Below are 18,245 nucleotides of genomic sequence, written 5' to 3' on the forward strand. Positions count from 1 at the left end.
CGATGCCGAAATATCAACGCCAAGAAGCCCGTGCCTGGGCACGCGAACACCTCGTCGGCTGCTCCGGGGTGACCATCCCCAGCTACAGCCGAGACCTCAAGCGTCTGAACGAGCAGGGCATCCGTCATGACATCGGCAAGCTGGTCGAGCTGGGCTTCACCTACACCCTGCTGTGCACCGAGGTGGCGATCACCCCGCAGGAGAACGCGCAGTTCACCGCGTGGGCGCGGGACGCCGCTGGGGACAAGCTCGGCCTGTTCTTCCACGCCGGCTTCGGCACGCTGGAGGAGAACATCGAGGCGGTGAAGCTGGCCGAACGGGCCGGTGCCGACATCGCGCTGCTGTCGTACCCCTCCAATTTCTGGCCGACCAGCGAAGCGGAGATTTACGACTACACCCGGGCGTTCTGCGACGCCACCGACCTGGCGGTGATGCTGTTCCCGATCCCGCTGTGGGGTTTCGAGCGGATCCATCCCAAGGGCATGTCCGACGCACTGGTCCGCTGTCTGCTGGACGAGTGCCCGAACATCGTCTCGATCAAGGCCGAACAGGGCTTTCCGCACGTTGGCGGGTTGATCGAGAGCTACCACCGCTTCCGCAAGGAGGTGGTGATCAGCTGTCCGATCGAGAGCGACATCATCCCGCTGATGAGCCTGATGGACCTGCAGTTTTCCGGCACCAGCTACACCCAGTGGATGAGTGACTACTTCCCGAAGGCGTTCAGTCTGGCCCGCAGTGGCCGTTGGGACGAAGCCATGGAGCTGTACTGGCAGGTACAACCGGCGCGCAACGCGGTCAGCGCGGCTACCGGTTCGTACATGCCCGGCTCCAACTACATCAACCGCGCGCACTGGAAATACATGGACTGGCTGGCCGGTTTCAATGGTGGCCCGCTGCGTGCGCCGGGCGCACGCCTCCCCGACCGCTGGATGAAGACCCTGCGCCAGGGTCTGGTCGCTTCCGGGCTGCCGGTCACCGACGACCCGGACAGCCAATTCCTGGTTGGCCGTTTCCCGTGTTGAGGTCCGCATGAAGAGCCTGCTGAAGGATCCGAAACTATGGCGCGAGGCGGCGCTGATCGATGGCCGCTGGGTCGAGCAGACGCCGCACGGTTACTCGGAACTGCACAACCCGGCCACCGGCGAGCTGCTGGCCCGGTTGCCGCGCTGCAAGGAGGTTGAGACCACCGCTGCGGTCGATGCCGCCGACCGGGCATTCCGCCAGTGGCGCACGACCACCGCCAGGCAGCGCTCCGAGGTGCTGTATCGCTGGTACCAGCTGATGCTGGAACACCGCGAGGACCTGGCGACGATCATCACTCTGGAAGAGGGCAAGCCGCTGGCCGAGGCGCGCGGCGAGATCGACTACGCCGCCGGCTTCATGCAGTGGTTCGCCGAGGAGGCCAAGCGTGTCCGCGGCGACGTGATCCCGGCGCCGAAGGACAGCCAGCGCATCGTCGTGCTGAAGCAGCCGATCGGCGTGTGCGCGGCGATCACCCCGTGGAACTTCCCGGCCGCGATGATCACCCGCAAGGCAGGCCCCGCGCTGGCCGCCGGCTGCTCGATGGTGGTCAAGCCCGCCAGCCAGACGCCGCTGACGGCGCTGGCACTGGGCGAGCTGGCGATCCGCGCCGGCGTGCCGGCCGGCGTGTTCAACGTGGTCACCGGCAGCGACACCCGCGCCATCGGCGGCGTGCTCACGGCGCATCCACTGGTGCGCAAGCTCACCTTCACCGGCTCGACCGAAGTCGGCCGCGTGCTGCTGGCACAGTCGGCGGCGACGATCAAGAAGTGCTCGATGGAGCTGGGCGGCAATGCGCCGTGCATCGTGTTCGACGACGCGGACCTGGATGCGGCCATCGAGGGCATCCTGGTCGCCAAGTTCCGCAATACCGGTCAGTCCTGCATCGCCGCCAATCGCGTGCTGGTGCAGGACGGCATCTATGACCAACTGGCCCGGCGCCTGGCCGAACGGGTGGCCCGGTTGAAGGTCGGCAACGGCCTGGACGAAGGCGTGCAGATCGGCCCGATGATCGACGCCAAAGCGGTGGACAAGGTCGAGGAGCAGGTCGGCGACGCCGTGAGCGGCGGTGCGAAGGTGCTTGCCGGCGGCAAACGCCACGCGCTTGGCGGCGGCTTCTACGAGCCGACCGTGCTGGCCGACGTGAAACCGGGCATGGCCGTCGCGGTCGAGGAAACCTTCGGTCCGGTGATGCCGCTGGTGCGCTTCAAGACCGATGCCGAAGCCATCGCGATGGCGAACGACAGCGAATTCGGCCTGGCCGCCTACCTGTTCAGCCGCGACGCGGCACGCATCTGGAGTGCGGCCGAAGGCCTGGAATCGGGGATGGTCGGCATCAACACTGGCCTGATCTCCAGCGAGGTCGCGCCGTTTGGCGGAATCAAGCAAAGCGGACTGGGACGCGAGGGATCCCAGTACGGCATCGAGGAGTTTCTGGAAATCAAGTACCTGTGCTGGGACGGGCTCGCGCTGGCCTGAGGGGGCCGCGAGATCGAAAAAAACAACGCTCGACATCGGATGAGGAGGGGCATCTGTGTTAATCCCAAAGACGCGTCAACCTGCATACAGGGTCATCGCGGTCGCGATCCTGCTGGGTCTTTCCACCACCGCGGCCGCGGAGGACGGCGGCGGCGACTGGAAGGTCAACTGGACCAACACGTTCCGTTATAACGCCACCTTCCGCGTGAAGGGGCAGAACTCCGCGTTGCTGGCCGGCGCGAACTTCGACGACGGCGACCGCAACTTCGACAAGGGTCTGGTCTCCAATCGTGTCGAACTGCTCAGCGAGCTCGATGCCACCTATCGCGGCAACTTCGGCGTGCGCGTCAGCGCAGCCGGCTGGTACGACACGGTCTACAACACCAGCAACGACAACCCGGGCTTCGCGGGCGGGGCGGTGCCGAATCAGACCTCGGTCGGCTCGAACGACTTTACCGCCACCACACGCCGCCTGCAGGGCCGCGAGGTGGAGCTGCGTGACGCCTTCGTGTTCTACCGGTTCGATCCCGGCGACATGCCGCTCACGGTGCGGCTGGGGCGGCATGCACTGGTCTGGGGCGAGTCGCTGTTCTTCGCCGGCAACGGCATTGCCGGCGCGCAGAGCTCGTTCGACATCGGTCGCCTGCAGGCCGATCCCACCGCGCAGGCGAAGGAGTTCGTGCTGCCGGTTCCGCAGATTTCGGCGCAGATGCAGATCACGCCCGACATCTCCGTCGGTGCGTACTACCAGTTCGACTGGCGTGCCAACCGCTTCCCCGCGGTCGGCAGCTACTTCTCGCCGAGCGACATCTTCGGCCCTGGCGCGGAACACATGTGGGTGGGTCCCGGCTTCGCCGCCGATCGTCGCGCCGACCTGAAGCCGAAGAACAGCGGACAAGGCGGTGTGCAGTTGCGCTGGAACGTCAGCGAGACCGACTTCGGCCTTTATGCGCTGCGCTTCCACGACAAGTCGCCGCAGATCGTGACGCTGGTCGGCATGGGCATGCGGGGGCCGCAGCCGATCGGCTTCCAGCAGGTATATGGCCAGGGCAGCACGCTGTTCGGCGCCAGCGCCAGCCGCAGCTTCGGCAGCGTCAACCTGGCGGTCGAGGCCTCGATCCGCAACCATGCATCGCTCGCCTCCTCGGGCGGCACCGCCGACCCATCTGCCTTCCTGTCGGTGATCACCGGCTTTCCGCTGCCGGCATCGGACAACCGCGGCCATCCTGCCTATGCGATTGGCCGCACGGCGCACCTCAACGTCTCGTCGATCTGGTCGCTGAGCCCGTCCGCTTTGTGGCGCGAGGCCACGTTCGTGGGCGAGGCGGCGTGGAACCGGATGCTCAGTTGCGCGAAAAACTGTGCCGCCCCGCCGGGTGGCGGCGCACCGGCGCTCGACCCGAACGGCTCGCGCGACGCCTGGGGCCTGCGCTTCGTGTTCACGCCGATGTACCGACAGATCCTGCCGGGGCTGGACCTCGGCGTGCCGATCGGGGTCGGTTACGCACCGAAGGGTTCGCGTTCGCTGGCCGTCGGCCCGGGCGTGCTGCCGCCGCAAAACGGCGGCGACATCACCGTGGGTCTCGCCGGCACCTACAACAACGCCTGGACCATCAACCTCGCGTACACGCATTTCTACGGACGTGCGGACACGCTGCTCAGCTCGGACCTGGCCCTGGCCCAGGCACCACCGTACACATGGGGGCAAACGCTGAAGGACCGCGACTTCGTCGCGTTCACCCTCAAGCGCAGCTTCTGATCACGGCCCGTTAGGAGACGATTCGATGAAGATGACTTTCAAGAGTGCATGGCTGACGCTGGCCATGGTTGCCGCGATGCCGGCGATGGCGGGAGTGGGCCCGGACCAGGCAGCCAGGCTCAAGGGCGACCTGACGCCGCTGGGCGCCGAGCGGGCGGGCAGTGCCGACGGCGCCATCCCGGCCTGGGATGGCGGCTATACCCGGCCGATCCCCGGCGACAAGCCTGGCGGCCGCCGCGGCGATCCGTTCAAGGATGAGAAGCCGCTGTTCACCATCACCGCCAGGAACGTCGAGCAGTACGCCGACAAGCTGACCGATGGCACCCGGGCCATGCTGAAGAAGTACCCGGACGATTTCCACATCAACGTGTACAAGACGCACCGCACCGCGTCCGCGCCGCAGTGGGTGTACGACAACACGCTCAAGAACGCGACCGGCGGCCACATCCAGGACGGCGTGCCGAAGGGCGTCTACGGCGGTATCCCGTTCCCGCTTCCGAAGACCGGCGAGGAAGTGATGTGGAATCACATCCTGCGTTGGAACGGCGAGTCGTGGGGCTTCTCCAACACATGGTGGCAGATCACCACCGATGGCCGCGCGGTGCTGATCTCCGATACCGACGGCGACCAGCAGTTCCCGTACTACTACAAGGACGGTTCGGCGGCGGCGTTCGAGAAGGGCGACGGCGTGACCTGGGATGTGCGCATCCGCAACAGCGGGCCGCCGCTGCGTGCCGGCGAGGCGTTGCTGGCGCACGAGAACATCAACCCGGACAACCTGCAGACCTGGGTGTACCTGACCGGCCAGCGCCGCGTACGCAAGCTGCCGAACGCCTGCTGCGACACGCCCACGCCCGCCGCCGCCGGCGTGATGAGCTTCGACGAGATCTACACCTGGACCGGCCGCCTCGATCGCTTCGACTGGAAGATCGTCGGCAAGAAGGAGATGTACATCCCGTACAACGCCAACGGTTTCATGCAGCCGACCAGGGACCAGGACGTGCTCGGCAAGCACGGCTACAACCCCGACCACATGCGCTGGGAACTGCACCGCGTGTGGGTCGTCGACGCCACGCTCAAGCCCGGCAAGCGCCACCAGGCACCGCACAGCCGCTACTACTGCGACGAGGACACCTGGATCTGCGTGCTCGGCGACCGCTGGGACGCCAATGGCCAGCTGTGGAAGACGCTGTGGACGCAGACCTTCGTGGCACCCGACGTACCGGGCGTGCTGGTCGGTTCCAACGGCTTCAACGACCTGATCTCGGGAGCGGCCTTCGTCGGCCAGCTGTTCAACAGCAAGTCCAGCCAGATCGGCCTGAAGCCGCGTCGTCCCGACCAGTACTTCAGCCCCCAGGCGATGGCCGCCGACAGCCTGCAGTGAGCGATGGTGCAGCCCGATGATGCATGAGAGAAACTGGTCGCGGCGCGAGGTACTGGGGCTGATGCTGGCCCTGCCGTTCGCCGGCCTGGCGCGCGCCGCGGTGACCGGGCCGCTCGATCGTCCGGCCATCAGGGTGCGCGACGGCCGCCGCGCCGTGCTGCTGGGCGCGGCGCTGGCCGGCCAGCGCATCGTGGCGGTCGGCGAACACGGCCTGGTGCTGCTGTCCGACGACTACGGTGCGAGCTGGCGGCAGAGTCCGGTGCCGGTCAGCGTGACGCTCACCGCGGTGCGCTTTGCCGACACTGCGCACGGCGTCGCCGTCGGGCATGGTGGCGTCGTGCTCGTCAGCGCCGACGCGGGCGCCAGCTGGTCGCTGGTGCTCGACGGCCGGCGCGCGGCAGCTCTGGCGCTCGCCGCCGCGCACGCCGGCGGCGACCCGGCCGCGCTGCGCCGTGCCGAGCGGCTGGTCGCCGACGGCCCGGACAAACCGTTTCTCGACGTGCTGATGGTCGGCACGCAACGTATCATCGCGGTCGGTGCCTACGGCCTGGCCTACGCCTCGGGTGACGGCGGCAGGTCGTGGACGCCGTGGATGGATCGCCTCGACAATCCGGACGAGCACTACGGCTATGCGCTGCGCCGCCGCGGCAACAGCATCGTCATCGCCGGCGAGCAGGGCTTGCTGCTGCGCTCGGACGACGACGGCGCGAGCTTCCACCGCCTGCCGACGCCGTACAAGGGCAGCTTCTTCGCGCTGGAGCTGCCGGGCCAGCGCGACATCGTGCTGGCCGGCCTGCGTGGCAACGCGTGGATCAGCCGCGATGACGGTCAAAGCTGGTCGGAATTGGCGGTACCCGGCATAGCCTCGATCACTACTTCGCTGCCGCTGGCCGACGGCGCGCTGCTGTTCGGCGACCAGTCCGGCAGCGTGCTGCGCCTGGCCGGCGACCGGCTGCAGCCCGTCAACCAAACGGCATTGCCGCCGATCAATGCGCTGGTCGCCCCCGCCCCTGGCCACCTGTTGGCGCTCACCATGCAGGGCGTGGTGCCGCTGAACGCATAAGGATCGCCAACGATGTCTGTCATGAAATGCGCTATTGCACAAAACCCGAAGGACTTCGATCCGCGTTCCGGATCGCTGGTCGAGCGGGCACTGTTCAACCACCGCCTGGTCGTGCTGCTGCTGTGCGTGCTGGCGACCGCGGTGCTGGGCTTCCAGTCCAGGCACCTGGTGCTCAATTCGATCTTCGAGAAGACCATTCCGCAGCACCACCCGTACATCCAGAACTACCTCAAACACCGCGCCGACCTGGCCGGCCTGGGCAACGCGGTGCGCATCGCGGTGGCCAACCCGCGCGGAACCATCTACGACGCGAACTATCTCGACGTGCTGCGCAAGCTCAACGACGAGGCGTTCCTGGTGCCCGGTGTCGACCGCGCGCATATGAAGTCGCTGTGGACGCCGTCAACGCGCTGGACCGGCGTGACCGAGGACGGCCTCGAGGGCGGCCCGGTGATCCCCGATGGCTACGACGGCTCGCCGGCCTCGCTGGAGAAGCTGGAGATCAACGTCGCGCGCTCGGGCGAAATCGGCCAGACCGTGGCGCTGGATGCGCGTTCGAGCATGATCTACCTGCCGCTGCTGGAGACCGACAGCGAGGGCCATGCGCTGGACTACGGCAAGCTGGCCGGGCGGATCGAGGCCCTGCGCGGCAAGTACGGCAAGCAGGGCGTAGAGATCCACATCACCGGCTTCGCCAAGCTCGTCGGCGACCTGATCGACGGCGTACACGCGGTGCTGGGCTTCTTCGCGCTGGCCGTGCTCATCGCGATGGGCATCCTGTACTGGTTCACCCGCTGCGTGCGCTCGACCGTGCTGGTGGTGGTGGCCTCGCTGACCGCAGTGATCTGGCAGCTCGGCCTGCTTCCGCTGCTGGGCTATTCGCTCGATCCGTATTCGATCCTGGTGCCGTTCCTGGTGTTCGCCATCGGCATGAGCCACGGCGCGCAGAAGATGAACGGCATCATGCAGGACATCGGCCGCGGCATGGGCAAGCTGGTCGCCGCGCGACTCACCTTCCGCCGGCTGTTCATGGCCGGCCTTACCGCGCTGCTGGCCGACGTGGTGGGTTTCGCGGTGCTGCTGGTCATCGACATCCAGGTGATCCGCGAACTGGCGATTGCCGCGTCGATCGGCGTGGCGATGCTGATCTTCACCAACCTGATCCTGCTGCCGATCCTGCTGAGCTTCGTCGGAGTCAGCAGCAAGGCGGCCGAGCGCAGCCTGCGCGCGGAGGCCACCGTCGAGGCCGGCGGTGCGCGGCATCGCCTGTGGGCGCTGCTCGACCACTTCACGCAGCGTCGCTGGGCGACGGCAGCGGTGATCGCGGCGGTGCTGCTGGCGGCAGGGGGCTACGCCACCTCGCGGCATCTGAAGATCGGCGATCTCGATCCGGGCGCCCCGGAGTTGCGTGCCGACAGCCGCTACAACCGCGACGTCGCCTTCATCAACCATGCCTATGGCGCGTCCAGTGACGTGCTGGCGGTGATGGTGGAGACGCCGGATGGCCAGTGCGCGGACTATGCCACGCTGAACAAAATCGATGCGCTCGAGTGGGAGCTGCGCCAGCTCGATGGCGTGGACAGCACCAGCACGCTGGCGCTGTTGAACCGGCGCATGCTCTCGGCCCTCAACGAGGGCAATCCCAAGTGGTACGACCTCACGCCGAACCAGTCCATGCTCAACACCGTGACGGCAGGGGCGCCACGCGGTTTATACAACGATGCCTGTTCCCTGTTGACGGTGTACGTCTACCTGCGTGACCACAAGGCCGACACGCTGACCCGCGTGGTCGACCACATCGAGGCCTTCACCAGGGCCAACGACACCAGCGACGTGAAGTTCCGGCTCGCCGCCGGCTCGGCCGGCATCGAGGCAGCTACCAACATCGTCGTCAAGCAGGCCTGGCGCCATATGTTGTATCTGGTCTACGGCGCGGTGGTGCTGCTGTGCTTTATCGCCTTCCGCTCCTGGCGCGCCGTGCTGGTGGCGGTCCTGCCGCTGATGCTGACGTCGGTGCTGGCCGAGGCGTTGATGGTGGCGCTCGGCATGGGCGTGAAGGTGGCGACGTTGCCGGTGATCGCATTGGGCGTGGGTATCGGTGTGGACTACGCGCTGTACATTCTCAGCGTCACGCTGGCGCAACTGCGCGAGGGCAAGAGCCTGTCCGAAGCCTACTACCGCGCACTGCTGTTCACGGGCCGCGTGGTCACGCTGACCGGCGTGACGCTGGCGATCGGCGTGATCACCTGGATCGCCAGCCCGATCAAGTTCCAGGCCGACATGGGGCTGCTGCTGGCCTTCATGTTCCTCTGGAACATGTTCGGTGCGCTGGTGCTGCTGCCGGCGTTGGCGCACTTTCTGCTGCGTCCGGCCACGCTGCGCTCGACCGCGGCGCACGACCTCCATGCGATTTCGCTGCCGGGCCGAGGGAACGCATGAACGTGTATGGGCGCCCCGCACATGCCACCATCGCGCGATGCGGCGTGGCCGCACGCATCGGATTCAACGTGGAGAACGCAGCATGAAAATCATCGGACCCGATGCACTGGTATTCGGCGTCGACGACCTCGCCGTCACCCTGCAGTACCTGCAGGACTACGGGCTGACCGACGCTGGCGACGGCATCCACGAAACCCTCGATGGCACGGCGATCATCGTCCGGCCCGGCGACGACGCGGCGTTGCCGCCGCCGCTGCCGACCGGCAACATGCTGCGCAAGATCATCTGGGGTTGCGCGGACCAGGCCAGCGTCGACGCCATCGCCGCCGAACTGGCGAAGGACCGCGAGGTGAAGCGCGGGGATGACGGTTCCATCGAGGCGGTGGACGACCTGGGTTTCGTGCTGGGCTTTCGCGTGACTGTGCGCCGCGCGATCGAGCTGCCGGTGGAGAAAGTCAACGCGCCAGGCGCGCCGTGGGCACGCCAGCCGAACGAGCTTGGCGTGGTAACCGATGCGCCGCTGCCGAAGCCGCGCACCATCGGCCACTTCGCGCTGTTCGTGCCGGACTCGGCCAGGCTGGAGGCGTTCTATCGCCGCATCGGCTTTCGCGCCACCGATCGTCTCGGCACCGGCATGTTCCTGCAGTCCGGCGGCGCGCTGGAACACCATCAGCTGTTCCTCATCCCGACTCCGCCGCAGATGCAGGGCATGGAGCACATCGCGTTCCACCTCGGTGGCCCGCAGGAACTGATGACCGCTGGCATCGCTTTCGACAGGAAGGGCTACCAGAGCTTCTGGGGGCCGGGTCGCCACATCATGGGCTCGAACTGGTTCTGGTATTTCAACAGCCCGCTGGGCTGCCGCTTCGAGTACGACGCGGACATGGACCTGCACGACCGCCACTGGCAGCCGCGCTCGGCGCCGGCGGCCACCGACCACACGCAGGCCTACCTGCTGCAGCTGCGCGAAAAATGGTCGCCGCTCGGTCCGCCGCCCGGCGCCGGCGCCGGCCACTGATGCCTTCCCGTTCACGCTGACACGCCCATGAGCATGCAAGTCACTCTCGGCCGCATCGACGACATCCCCGACGGGGATTCGTGCGGCTTCGATCCGGCCCACACCGGGCGCGACACGCTGTTTGTCGTGCGCCAGGGCGCAGCCCTGTACGGATGGCTCGATCGCTGCCCGCACGAGCTCGTCACGCCGTTGCCGTACCGGCGGCACAAGTACCTCAACGCCAGGCGCACGCGCATCGTCTGCTTCGCGCACGGCGCGCAGTTCGACATCGCCAGCGGCAAGTGCCTGCTCGGTCCGTGTTGCGGCGAGTCGCTGACCAAGGTGCCGCTGACGGTCACCGACGGCGGCGAGCTGCGCGCGACCTTGCCATGTTCCGGGAGCCAGCCATGAACGACCCATCCATTCGCAGGGCGCTGGTGATCGGCGGCGGCTTTTCCGGCATGTCGGCGACGATCGAGCTGCGCAGGCGCGGCATCGCCGTCGATCTCGTCGAGCTCGATCCGAGCTGGCGCGCGTATGGCGCCGGCATCAGCATTGGAGGTGCGACGCTGCGCGCATTCCGCACGCTCGGCATCCTGGATCGCTTCCTCGAGGAGGGTTATGCCAACGACGGCGTCGACGTGATGTCGCCCGATGGCCGGCTGCTCGGCCAGCTGCCGACGCCGCGCATCGCGGGCAGTGACGTGCCGGGCAATGGCGCGGTGATGCGGCCGGTGCTGGCCAAGATCCTCGCCGATGCGGCGCTGGCGTCCGGTGCCGATATCCGGCTCGGTTGCAGCTTCAAGTCGCTGAAGCAGGACGCCGATGGCGTCGATGTGGAATTCACCGATGGCAACAGCAGCCGCTACGATCTGGTCGTCGGCGCCGATGGACTCTACTCGAAGACGCGCGAAGCGCTACTGACCGATGCGCCGAGGCCACGCTATACCGGGCAAGGTGTCTGGCGCGCGGTGCTGCCGCGCGGTGACATCGAGCGCAACATGCTGTGGATCAGCGAGAAGCTGAAGATCGGCGTCAATCCGGTGTCGTCGCGCGAGATGTACCTGTTTGCCAACGAGAACCGGCCGACCAACGAGCACATTCCGCCGGAGTCGTTCGTGTCGCACCTGCGCGACCTGTTGGCACAGTTCAGCGACCCGGCGGTGCAGCGCATGAGCGCACAGATCGACGACAAGTCGCTGATCATCTTCCGTCCGCTCGAAGGGCTGCTGGTGCAGAAACCCTGGTACCGGGGGCGCATCGTGCTGATCGGCGATGCCGTGCACGCGACGACGCCGCATTTGGCCTCCGGTGCCTGCATCGGCATCGAGGATGCCATCGTCCTGGCCCAGGAAGTTGAGTCCGCGCCGACGCTGGGCGAGGCGCTGGAGCGCTTCCAGGCACGGCGCTGGGAACGTTGCCGCATGGTGGTCGAGAACTCCGCGCGGCTGGGCCAGATCGAGATCTGCAACGGCGACAAGGGCGAGCACGCGCGCATCATGCGCGAGTCGTTCGCGGCGCTGGCGTCACCCATCTGAGTGCTGCATGGAACCGACGATGAAGCTACTGCAAGACCACGTGGTGCTGGTGACTGGCGGCGGCTCCGGTCTCGGGCTGGGCGTGGCCCGGCATTGCCTGGCCGAGGGCGCGCAGCTCGCGGTACTGGACAATTCCGCCGACAAGGTACGCGCGCTGCGCGAGGAGTTCGGCGGCGAGGTGCTGGCGATCCAGGCTGACGTGACGCGGCTCGACGACCTCCAGCTTTGCCGCACGGCCGTGATCGAACGCTACGGCCGGCTCGATGCGCTGATCGGCGTGCAAGGCATCTTCGACGGCAACGTGCCGCTGCTGGACACGCCGCCGGAGCGGCTCGATGCGCTGTTCGACGAGATCATGCACGTCAACGTCAAGGGCTACGTGCTCTCGGTGCGCGTGTTCGCCGACCTGCTCGCTGCCAGCAGCGGGGCAATCGTGCTGACCACCTCCACCGCCGCCTACGCCGCGGATGGCGGCGGCGTGATGTACACGGCAAGCAAGGGAGCTATCCGCAGCCTGGTCGGCCAGTTGGCGTTTGAGCTTTCGCCATCGGTGCGCGTCAATGGCGTCGCGCCGGCCGGCATAGCCAACAGCCAGTTGCGCGGGCCGCGCGCGCTGGGGCTGGACGGGCAGAGGCAGTCGGACATTCCGAAGGATGCGTTCCTCAAGGTGTTCCGTGCGCTGAGCCTGTTGCACGAATTGCCGTCGCCCGAGGATCACGGGCCGGTCTATGCGTTTCTTGCCTCGCGGCAGAACCGGATCATGACCGGGCAGATTGTCGTTGCCGACCAGGGCCTGCTGAACCGGCCGGTGCTGACGCAGGGGAAGGACTGAAGGCATTGCCGGGCGCTTCGATCTTGGCGAGGTGCCCGTTTCATCCGAGGAATGAGCGGTATGTACAGATTCAACGTGGTAACGGCGGAAGAGAACCAGCTGCACCAGTTGCTCGATCGGGTCGAGAAAAGCCTGGACGAAGGCCTGCTGCCGGTCGAGGTTTTCTGCGACGACGCCGTGTTCAGGGCGGAGATGGACCGCATCTTCACCCGCGCGTGGGTGTTCGTGACCCACGAGAGCGAGATTCCGAAGTCGGGCGACTACGTGTTGCGCAAGATCGGCCTGGACCAGGTGATCGTGGCGCGCGACGACGAGGGCAGGGTCAACGTGATGCTCAACCACTGCCGCCACCGCGGCAGCCAGGTCTGCCACGAGGACACCGGCAACACCCGTCACTTCAAGTGCCCGTACCACGGCTGGATCTACAACCTCAAGGGCGAGTTCTCCGGCGCGCCGCATTTCGCCGATGCCTATGGTGCGGCGCTGGACAAGCAGGCCTGGGGCCTCAAGCGCGCGCCGAAGGTGGAGAGTTTCCACGGCTTCGTGTTCGCCTGCCTGAGCGATGACGTGCCGCCGCTGCGGGAATACCTCGGCGGCATGGCCTGGGCGCTGGAGACGATCGTCGGCCTGCATCCCAAGGGGATGGTGGCGATCAAGCCGCCGGAGCGCTTCACCGTGCGCGCCGACTGGAAGAGTGGCGCGGAGAATTTTGCCGGCGACGCCTACCACGTCAGCACCGGCCACCTGTCGGCGGGCCTGTCCGGCTTCATTCCCGACGTGCGCCAGGTCAGCACGATCGCGCGCGGCTACGACTTCGGCAACGGCAACAGCTTCATCGGTCACGAGCTGAGCCAGTGGGGACCGGATTTCGAGTTCTGGGGCTACCCGAAGGCGATGGTCGAGCAGTTCGATTTCTCCGGGCTGGACGAGGTGCAGGTGGAGATGATCAAGAAGGCACCGCCGACCGTGGGCACCGTCTTCCCGAACTTCAGCTACCTGCGCTTCCCCCAGCCGGCGACGCCGGGCGGGCGCCCGTTCCCGTTCACCAGCATCCGCATGTGGCAGCCGGTCTCACCGGGCGTGATGGAGCTCTGGAACTGGCAGTTCGAGTACGCCTTCGCCGATGCGGCGACCATGCAGGAAAGCTACCTGGCCGGCGTGTTCGGCTTCGGCTCCGGCGGCATCTTCGAGCAGGACGACACCGCCGTGTGGGAGGGCGTCGCCAAGGCCGCCAACAGCCCGTGGAACCGCAAGGACGGCGTGCGCCTGCACTACCAGCAGAAGCGCCGCCCGGCCGATGAAAACTGGCAGGGCCCCGGCAAGTACTACGACACCATCTACGGCGAATACCTGCAGGAGGAGTTCTGGCGCCGCTGGCTCAGGGACATGCGCCGGCCGACGCCCGCACCGGTCTGCGATGCCGCGGTGGACTGTCACGGAGACCACGAATGATGAACACGCCGAGCAAAGCGGAACTCTATCTGCTGGCGCAGGAGTGGCTGGCCACCGAAGCGAAGCTGCTGGACGAACGGCGCTTCTGGGAATGGTTTGCCATGCTGGACGACGAACTGGTCTATCACGTGCCGCTGCGTGAGGCGCGGCTGGACTACGCCGCCGAATTTCCGGCCGGCGCCTACCGCCTGATGGACAGCAAGGTGCACGTGGAAACCCGCATCAAGCGCCTGGACACCGGCGCGGCATGGGCCGAGACGCCGCCCTCGCGCACGCTGCGCGTGGTCGGCAGCGTGATCGTCACGCCAACCGATTGCGACGACGTGATCGCGGTGGAAAGCGCGCTGCTGCTGTTCCGCCAGCGTGGCCACGGCGACGTCGGCGACACCATCCCGGTGCGCCGCCAGGACCAGCTGCGTCTGACCGAAGCCGGCCCGAAGCTGCTGCGGCGCGAGGCGCTGATCGCCGAAGTGGTGTTGATGACGCCGAACCTCGGCGTGTTCGTCTGACCCGTCGGGGGAGCAAACCATGGGCAACAACAACGAGCTGTTCAACATCCTCGGTCGCCGCTTCGACCAGGTCTGTTTCGTCACCCGTGATCTGGACAAGAGCATCGAGTTCTTCACCAAAGCCAACGGCATCACCGTCTGGAACAAGGCGATCGACCTGGCCAAGGGACAGGTGGACAAGGAGTACTACGGCCAGCCGGGTGATTTCCAGTTCAGCTGCGCCTACGGCTACGCCGCCGACACGTTGATCGAACTGGCCCGCCACGACGGCGGCCGGAGCGTCTACGCCGACTGGCTCGACCGTGGCGCGCAGGGGCCGCACCACATCGGCTTCCGCCAGGTCGATCAGGCTGAGTACTTCAGCGCCGAGTCGCACTACCTGGGCCTGGGCCTGACCAAGGCGATGGCCGGCCTGTTCCTGAGCGACCGCGGCAACTGCCGCTGGGCCTACTTCGACACGCGCGAGCACATCGGCTGCTTCACCGAGCTGTACTACGTCGATGGCGAGAACGCCAAGGCGATGGACCGCCTGAAGCGCGGCGAGAACGTCAGCATCACCCAGCGCTGAGCGCACGGCATGACCTCCCTGCGCTGCATGGCGGCGGGGGAGGGCAACGGTTCACCACCTAGGCCACGCCCCCGCGGAGGGACGCCATGATCACCACCGAAAGCAAGCGCGGCATCGCCACCCTGATGGTGGCGCACTGCGCCGGCATGCTCGACCTGGTCGCGCTGCCGGTGTGGGTCGGCACGCTGGTCGGCCGCTACCGGTTCGACCCGCAGCAAGCCGGTGGCCTGGCGACGCTGTTCCTGGTCGGCGCCTGCGTGGCCAGCGTGTTCTTCGCGCCGCGCTTCAACCGCTTCGGCGCCAAGCGGATGGCGGTGGGTGGCTTTGGCCTGGCCGCGCTGGCGTTCCTGCTGTCGGCGTGGAATACCGCGTTTCCGGTGCTGGCCGTGCTGCACCTGGTCGGTGGCGTGGCCGCGGGCACCGCGCTCAGCTTCACCCACGGCACCATCGGGCGGGCCGCCAACCCGCACCGGCTGTTCGCCTGGGTGGGGCTGGCGATCGGCCTGTTCGGCATCGTGTTCCTCGGCAGCACGCCGGGCATCGTGGCCCGTTTCGGTGGGCCGGTACTGTTCTACGCGTTCGTCGTGGTGATGACGGCAGCTTTCGTGGCGGCGCTGCTGTATTTCCCGCGGCCGGCGCAGCCCACTGCTGCACACGGGGAGCCGACCAAAGGGGTTGCGTTGCCGCCGCTCGGTCGGGCGGTATGGTGCTCGGTGATCGGCGTGGCCCTGCTGGCGATGACCCAGGCCATGACGCTCAGCTTCTTCGAGCGCATCGGCGATGCACGCGGCTTCGACCTCAGGCAGGTGTCGATGGCACTGGTGATCTATGGCATCGTGACCGTGTTCCCGGCACCGCTGGCCGCGCTGCTGGAGAGGCGCCTGCCGGCGGCGACGGTGATCTCCACGGTCCCCGCGCTGCAGGCAGTGTTCGCGATGATCGTCACGCATACCTCGAACTACGCGCTGTACGCCGCCAGCGGCGCGTTGATGGCCTTCACCATCCTGTTCACCCATACCTACGCCTTCGGGCTGCTGGCGCGGCTCGATCCGAGTGGGCGCGTGGTGGCCGGTACACCGGCGATGCTGATGGTCGGCGCGGCGATCGCGCCGTTCCTCGGTGGCACGCTGGTGAAGTTCATCGGCTTCGAGGCGATCGGCTACGCCGCCATCGTGCTGGTGGCGATCGAGCTCGTGCTGTTCAACCAGACCCGCCGCAGCTTGCGGGGGCAGTCGCTGGCCGCCTTGCCGCTCGCACAGACCGCCTAGGCGCGTCGGGAAACGCCGTGAAAACGCCCTTCGACCGGATGACCCATGAGCCGCATCAAGCCTGAGTCGATCGCCTTCACCCTGCTGCTCGGCACGCTGGGCATGTTGCCGCCGTTCGGGATCGATACCGCGTTGCCGGCATTGCTGCAGATCGCGAACACCCTGCACACCAGTGCCGGCGCGGCGACCCTGACCCTGTCCACCTTCATGGCCGGCTTCGCGGTGGCCCAGCCGTTGTTCGGGCCGCTGTCCGACCGCTACGGCCGTCGCCCGGTCCTGCTCTTCGGCGTGGCCCTGTTCAGCGCGGCCAGCGTCCTGTGTGCGCTGGCGCCGACCATCGAATTCCTGCTGGCCATGCGCTTCCTCGAAGGCTGTGGGGCGGGTGCCGGGATGGTGATGGTGTTTGCGATGGTGCGCGATTGTTTCGAGGGGCAGGCCGGGCGCGCGAAGATGTCCTTCGTCACCACGGTCATCAACGTCGCGCCGATGATCGCGCCCACCATCGGCGTGCTGATTCTGCATGCGGCGGGTGACTGGCGGGCGATCTACGCCGCACTCGGCGGCGGCGGCGCCTTGCTGCTTGCCTGGATCGGCCTGGGCCTGGGTGAATCGCTGCAGCGAGGCGATCCGGACGCGTGGACGGCCACGCGCATCATCGACGCCTATGCGAAGGTCGTGCGCCATCCGCTGAGCTTCCCTTACGTCATGGTGATGGGGCTTTCCTTCGCCAGCATGTTCGCCTGGGTGGCCGGTTCGGCGTATGTGATGATGCAGTGGTTGCAACTGTCTCCCATGCAGTACGGCCTGGCTTTTGCCGGGACCGCCGTCAGTATCCTGCTCGGCTCCTTCGTCAGCGGGGTACTGAGCTGCAGGAACGTCTCCGGGCACGCGTTGCTTGCCGTCGGCCTGTCATTGGCCAGTCTGTGCGCGGTCTGCCTGACCGTGCTGGTCCATCTGGGCGCAACGTCCTTGCTTGTCATCTATCCGCCGCTGCTGGCCTGCGTGTTCGGCTTCGGCATGGTCGCGCCCAACGCCGCGCACGGCGCCATGCAGCCGATGGCGAGGATGGCTGGCGTGGCCGCCGCCACACTCGGCTTCATCCAGATGCTCTGCGGTGCCGCTGCCGCGGCGCTGGTGGCCGCATTCGGCGATGCAAACGCGGCGTTGTCGATGACCACAACCATGGCCGGCTGCTCCTGCCTGGCGCTGGCGATCTGGTGGTGGCTGATCCGTCCGCGGGAAGCATTGGCCGGCACCGAAGCGCAATCCAAACCCACCCCGACCTGAGGTCAACATGAAGCTTTACTACAAGGCGGGCGCCTGTTCGCTGAGCCCGCATATCGCGCTGGAGGAATCCGGCCTGGAGTACGCGGCCGAGTCGGTCGACCTGGCGGCGAAAGTCACCGGCAGTGGTGTCGATTTCTGGACGGTCAATGTCAAGGGCCAGGTACCGGCGTTGCTGCTGGAGGGCGGCGAGCTGCTCACCGAAGGCTCGGCGATCGTGCAATACATCGCCGACCAGGCGCCGCAGAAGCGACTGGCCCCGGCCAATGGCACGCTGCCGCGCTACCGTCTGCAGACCTGGCTGAATTTCATCGCGACCGAACTGCACAAGAGCTACGGCGCCTTCCTCAATCCGGCGGCCAGGGGCGACGTGATCTGGCAGGGCGTGGCCAAGGCCAATCTCGAGCGTCGTTACGGTTATGTCGACGGCGAGCTGGCAAGCAGGCAATACCTGCTCGGCGACGATTTCAGCGTCGCCGATGGTTACCTGTACACCACATTGCGGTGGCTGGGTGCCGCGGGACTGGACATCAACCAGTGGCCGAACATCGCCGCCTATTTCCAGCGCGTGACGGCGCGCCCGGGCGTGCAGGCGGCGCTCCAGGCCGAAGGCCTGTGCTGACCCTTGGTTGCCTGGTGGACGCGAAGCCCCG

General features: G+C 67.0%; 16 protein-coding genes. All 16 read left to right on the plus strand.

What is annotated here, in order from left to right; translation table 11 throughout:
* The first annotated feature begins 2 nt into the window (after positions 1-2).
* On the plus strand, positions 3-1,022 hold the full coding sequence (locus AC1Q5A_RS06255) for a dihydrodipicolinate synthase family protein (protein ID WP_492699357.1): 1,020 nt from the start codon (positions 3-5) through the stop codon (positions 1,020-1,022).
* A gap of 7 nt (positions 1,023-1,029) precedes the next feature.
* Entirely contained in the window at positions 1,030-2,499 is a 1,470-nt protein-coding gene (locus tag AC1Q5A_RS06260) for an NAD-dependent succinate-semialdehyde dehydrogenase (RefSeq protein ID WP_492699358.1), read from the plus strand.
* 55 nt (positions 2,500-2,554) lie between these two features.
* Positions 2,555-4,258, plus strand: a complete 1,704-nt coding sequence (locus AC1Q5A_RS06265; protein ID WP_492699360.1) for a DUF1302 domain-containing protein — start codon at positions 2,555-2,557, stop codon at positions 4,256-4,258.
* Positions 4,259-4,283: 25 nt separating this feature from the next.
* Positions 4,284-5,642: a DUF1329 domain-containing protein gene (locus tag AC1Q5A_RS06270; protein WP_492699362.1), complete on the plus strand. Its 1,359-nt coding sequence runs from the start codon at positions 4,284-4,286 to the stop codon at positions 5,640-5,642.
* Between the two features lie 16 nt (positions 5,643-5,658).
* Positions 5,659-6,705: a WD40/YVTN/BNR-like repeat-containing protein gene (locus tag AC1Q5A_RS06275; protein ID WP_492699364.1), complete on the plus strand. Its 1,047-nt coding sequence runs from the start codon at positions 5,659-5,661 to the stop codon at positions 6,703-6,705.
* Between the two features lie 21 nt (positions 6,706-6,726).
* Complete coding sequence (locus AC1Q5A_RS06280; protein ID WP_492699366.1) at positions 6,727-9,144, plus strand: efflux RND transporter permease subunit; 2,418 nt, start codon at positions 6,727-6,729, stop codon at positions 9,142-9,144.
* 82 nt (positions 9,145-9,226) lie between these two features.
* The gene (locus AC1Q5A_RS06285) at positions 9,227-10,162 is read left to right on the plus strand and encodes a VOC family protein (protein WP_492699369.1); all 936 of its coding nucleotides are present in this window, start codon (positions 9,227-9,229) and stop codon (positions 10,160-10,162) included.
* A 27-nt stretch (positions 10,163-10,189) separates the two neighbouring features.
* Positions 10,190-10,552 carry a Rieske (2Fe-2S) protein gene (locus AC1Q5A_RS06290; RefSeq protein ID WP_492699371.1) on the plus strand — a complete coding sequence of 121 codons (363 nt, stop codon included), beginning with the start codon at positions 10,190-10,192 and terminating at the stop codon, positions 10,550-10,552.
* A complete protein-coding gene (locus AC1Q5A_RS06295; RefSeq protein WP_492699373.1) occupies positions 10,549-11,679 on the plus strand; it encodes an FAD-dependent oxidoreductase in 1,131 nt (376 codons plus the stop codon). Before AC1Q5A_RS06290 ends, AC1Q5A_RS06295 begins: the two co-directional genes overlap by 4 nt.
* A 19-nt stretch (positions 11,680-11,698) precedes the next feature.
* Positions 11,699-12,511 carry an SDR family oxidoreductase gene (locus AC1Q5A_RS06300; RefSeq protein WP_492699374.1) on the plus strand — a complete coding sequence of 271 codons (813 nt, stop codon included), beginning with the start codon at positions 11,699-11,701 and terminating at the stop codon, positions 12,509-12,511.
* Between the two features lie 60 nt (positions 12,512-12,571).
* A complete protein-coding gene (locus AC1Q5A_RS06305; protein WP_492699376.1) occupies positions 12,572-13,963 on the plus strand; it encodes an aromatic ring-hydroxylating oxygenase subunit alpha in 1,392 nt (463 codons plus the stop codon).
* Complete coding sequence (locus AC1Q5A_RS06310; RefSeq protein WP_492699378.1) at positions 13,963-14,472, plus strand: aromatic-ring-hydroxylating dioxygenase subunit beta; 510 nt, start codon at positions 13,963-13,965, stop codon at positions 14,470-14,472. The genes AC1Q5A_RS06305 and AC1Q5A_RS06310 overlap by 1 nt, the downstream gene beginning before the upstream one ends.
* A 19-nt stretch (positions 14,473-14,491) precedes the next feature.
* Entirely contained in the window at positions 14,492-15,040 is a 549-nt protein-coding gene (locus tag AC1Q5A_RS06315; protein ID WP_492699380.1) for a VOC family protein, read from the plus strand.
* Between the two features lie 86 nt (positions 15,041-15,126).
* Positions 15,127-16,308 (plus strand): MFS transporter, encoded by a 1,182-nt coding sequence (locus AC1Q5A_RS06320; RefSeq protein WP_492699382.1) that lies wholly within the window; start codon positions 15,127-15,129, stop codon positions 16,306-16,308.
* A 45-nt stretch (positions 16,309-16,353) separates the two neighbouring features.
* A complete protein-coding gene (locus tag AC1Q5A_RS06325; protein WP_492699384.1) occupies positions 16,354-17,595 on the plus strand; it encodes a multidrug effflux MFS transporter in 1,242 nt (413 codons plus the stop codon).
* A gap of 7 nt (positions 17,596-17,602) precedes the next feature.
* Positions 17,603-18,214, plus strand: a complete 612-nt coding sequence (gstA, locus tag AC1Q5A_RS06330) for a glutathione transferase GstA (RefSeq protein WP_492699386.1) — start codon at positions 17,603-17,605, stop codon at positions 18,212-18,214.
* The last annotated feature ends 31 nt before the right edge of the window (positions 18,215-18,245 follow it).

Source organism: Rhodanobacter sp. GW835-FHT13D09 (assembly GCF_058793995.1).

Coding starts and splice junctions, on each gene's coding strand:
- AC1Q5A_RS06255 (WP_492699357.1), top strand. CDS start 3: ATGCCGAAATATCAACGCCAAGAAGCCCGTGCCTGGGCACGCGAACAC.
- AC1Q5A_RS06260 (WP_492699358.1), top strand. CDS start 1,030: ATGAAGAGCCTGCTGAAGGATCCGAAACTATGGCGCGAGGCGGCGCTG.
- AC1Q5A_RS06270 (WP_492699362.1), top strand. CDS start 4,284: ATGAAGATGACTTTCAAGAGTGCATGGCTGACGCTGGCCATGGTTGCC.
- AC1Q5A_RS06275 (WP_492699364.1), top strand. CDS start 5,659: ATGATGCATGAGAGAAACTGGTCGCGGCGCGAGGTACTGGGGCTGATG.
- AC1Q5A_RS06280 (WP_492699366.1), top strand. CDS start 6,727: ATGAAATGCGCTATTGCACAAAACCCGAAGGACTTCGATCCGCGTTCC.
- AC1Q5A_RS06285 (WP_492699369.1), top strand. CDS start 9,227: ATGAAAATCATCGGACCCGATGCACTGGTATTCGGCGTCGACGACCTC.
- AC1Q5A_RS06290 (WP_492699371.1), top strand. CDS start 10,190: ATGAGCATGCAAGTCACTCTCGGCCGCATCGACGACATCCCCGACGGG.
- AC1Q5A_RS06295 (WP_492699373.1), top strand. CDS start 10,549: ATGAACGACCCATCCATTCGCAGGGCGCTGGTGATCGGCGGCGGCTTT.
- AC1Q5A_RS06300 (WP_492699374.1), top strand. CDS start 11,699: ATGAAGCTACTGCAAGACCACGTGGTGCTGGTGACTGGCGGCGGCTCC.
- AC1Q5A_RS06305 (WP_492699376.1), top strand. CDS start 12,572: ATGTACAGATTCAACGTGGTAACGGCGGAAGAGAACCAGCTGCACCAG.
- AC1Q5A_RS06310 (WP_492699378.1), top strand. CDS start 13,963: ATGAACACGCCGAGCAAAGCGGAACTCTATCTGCTGGCGCAGGAGTGG.
- AC1Q5A_RS06315 (WP_492699380.1), top strand. CDS start 14,492: ATGGGCAACAACAACGAGCTGTTCAACATCCTCGGTCGCCGCTTCGAC.
- AC1Q5A_RS06320 (WP_492699382.1), top strand. CDS start 15,127: ATGATCACCACCGAAAGCAAGCGCGGCATCGCCACCCTGATGGTGGCG.
- AC1Q5A_RS06325 (WP_492699384.1), top strand. CDS start 16,354: ATGAGCCGCATCAAGCCTGAGTCGATCGCCTTCACCCTGCTGCTCGGC.
- gstA (WP_492699386.1), top strand. CDS start 17,603: ATGAAGCTTTACTACAAGGCGGGCGCCTGTTCGCTGAGCCCGCATATC.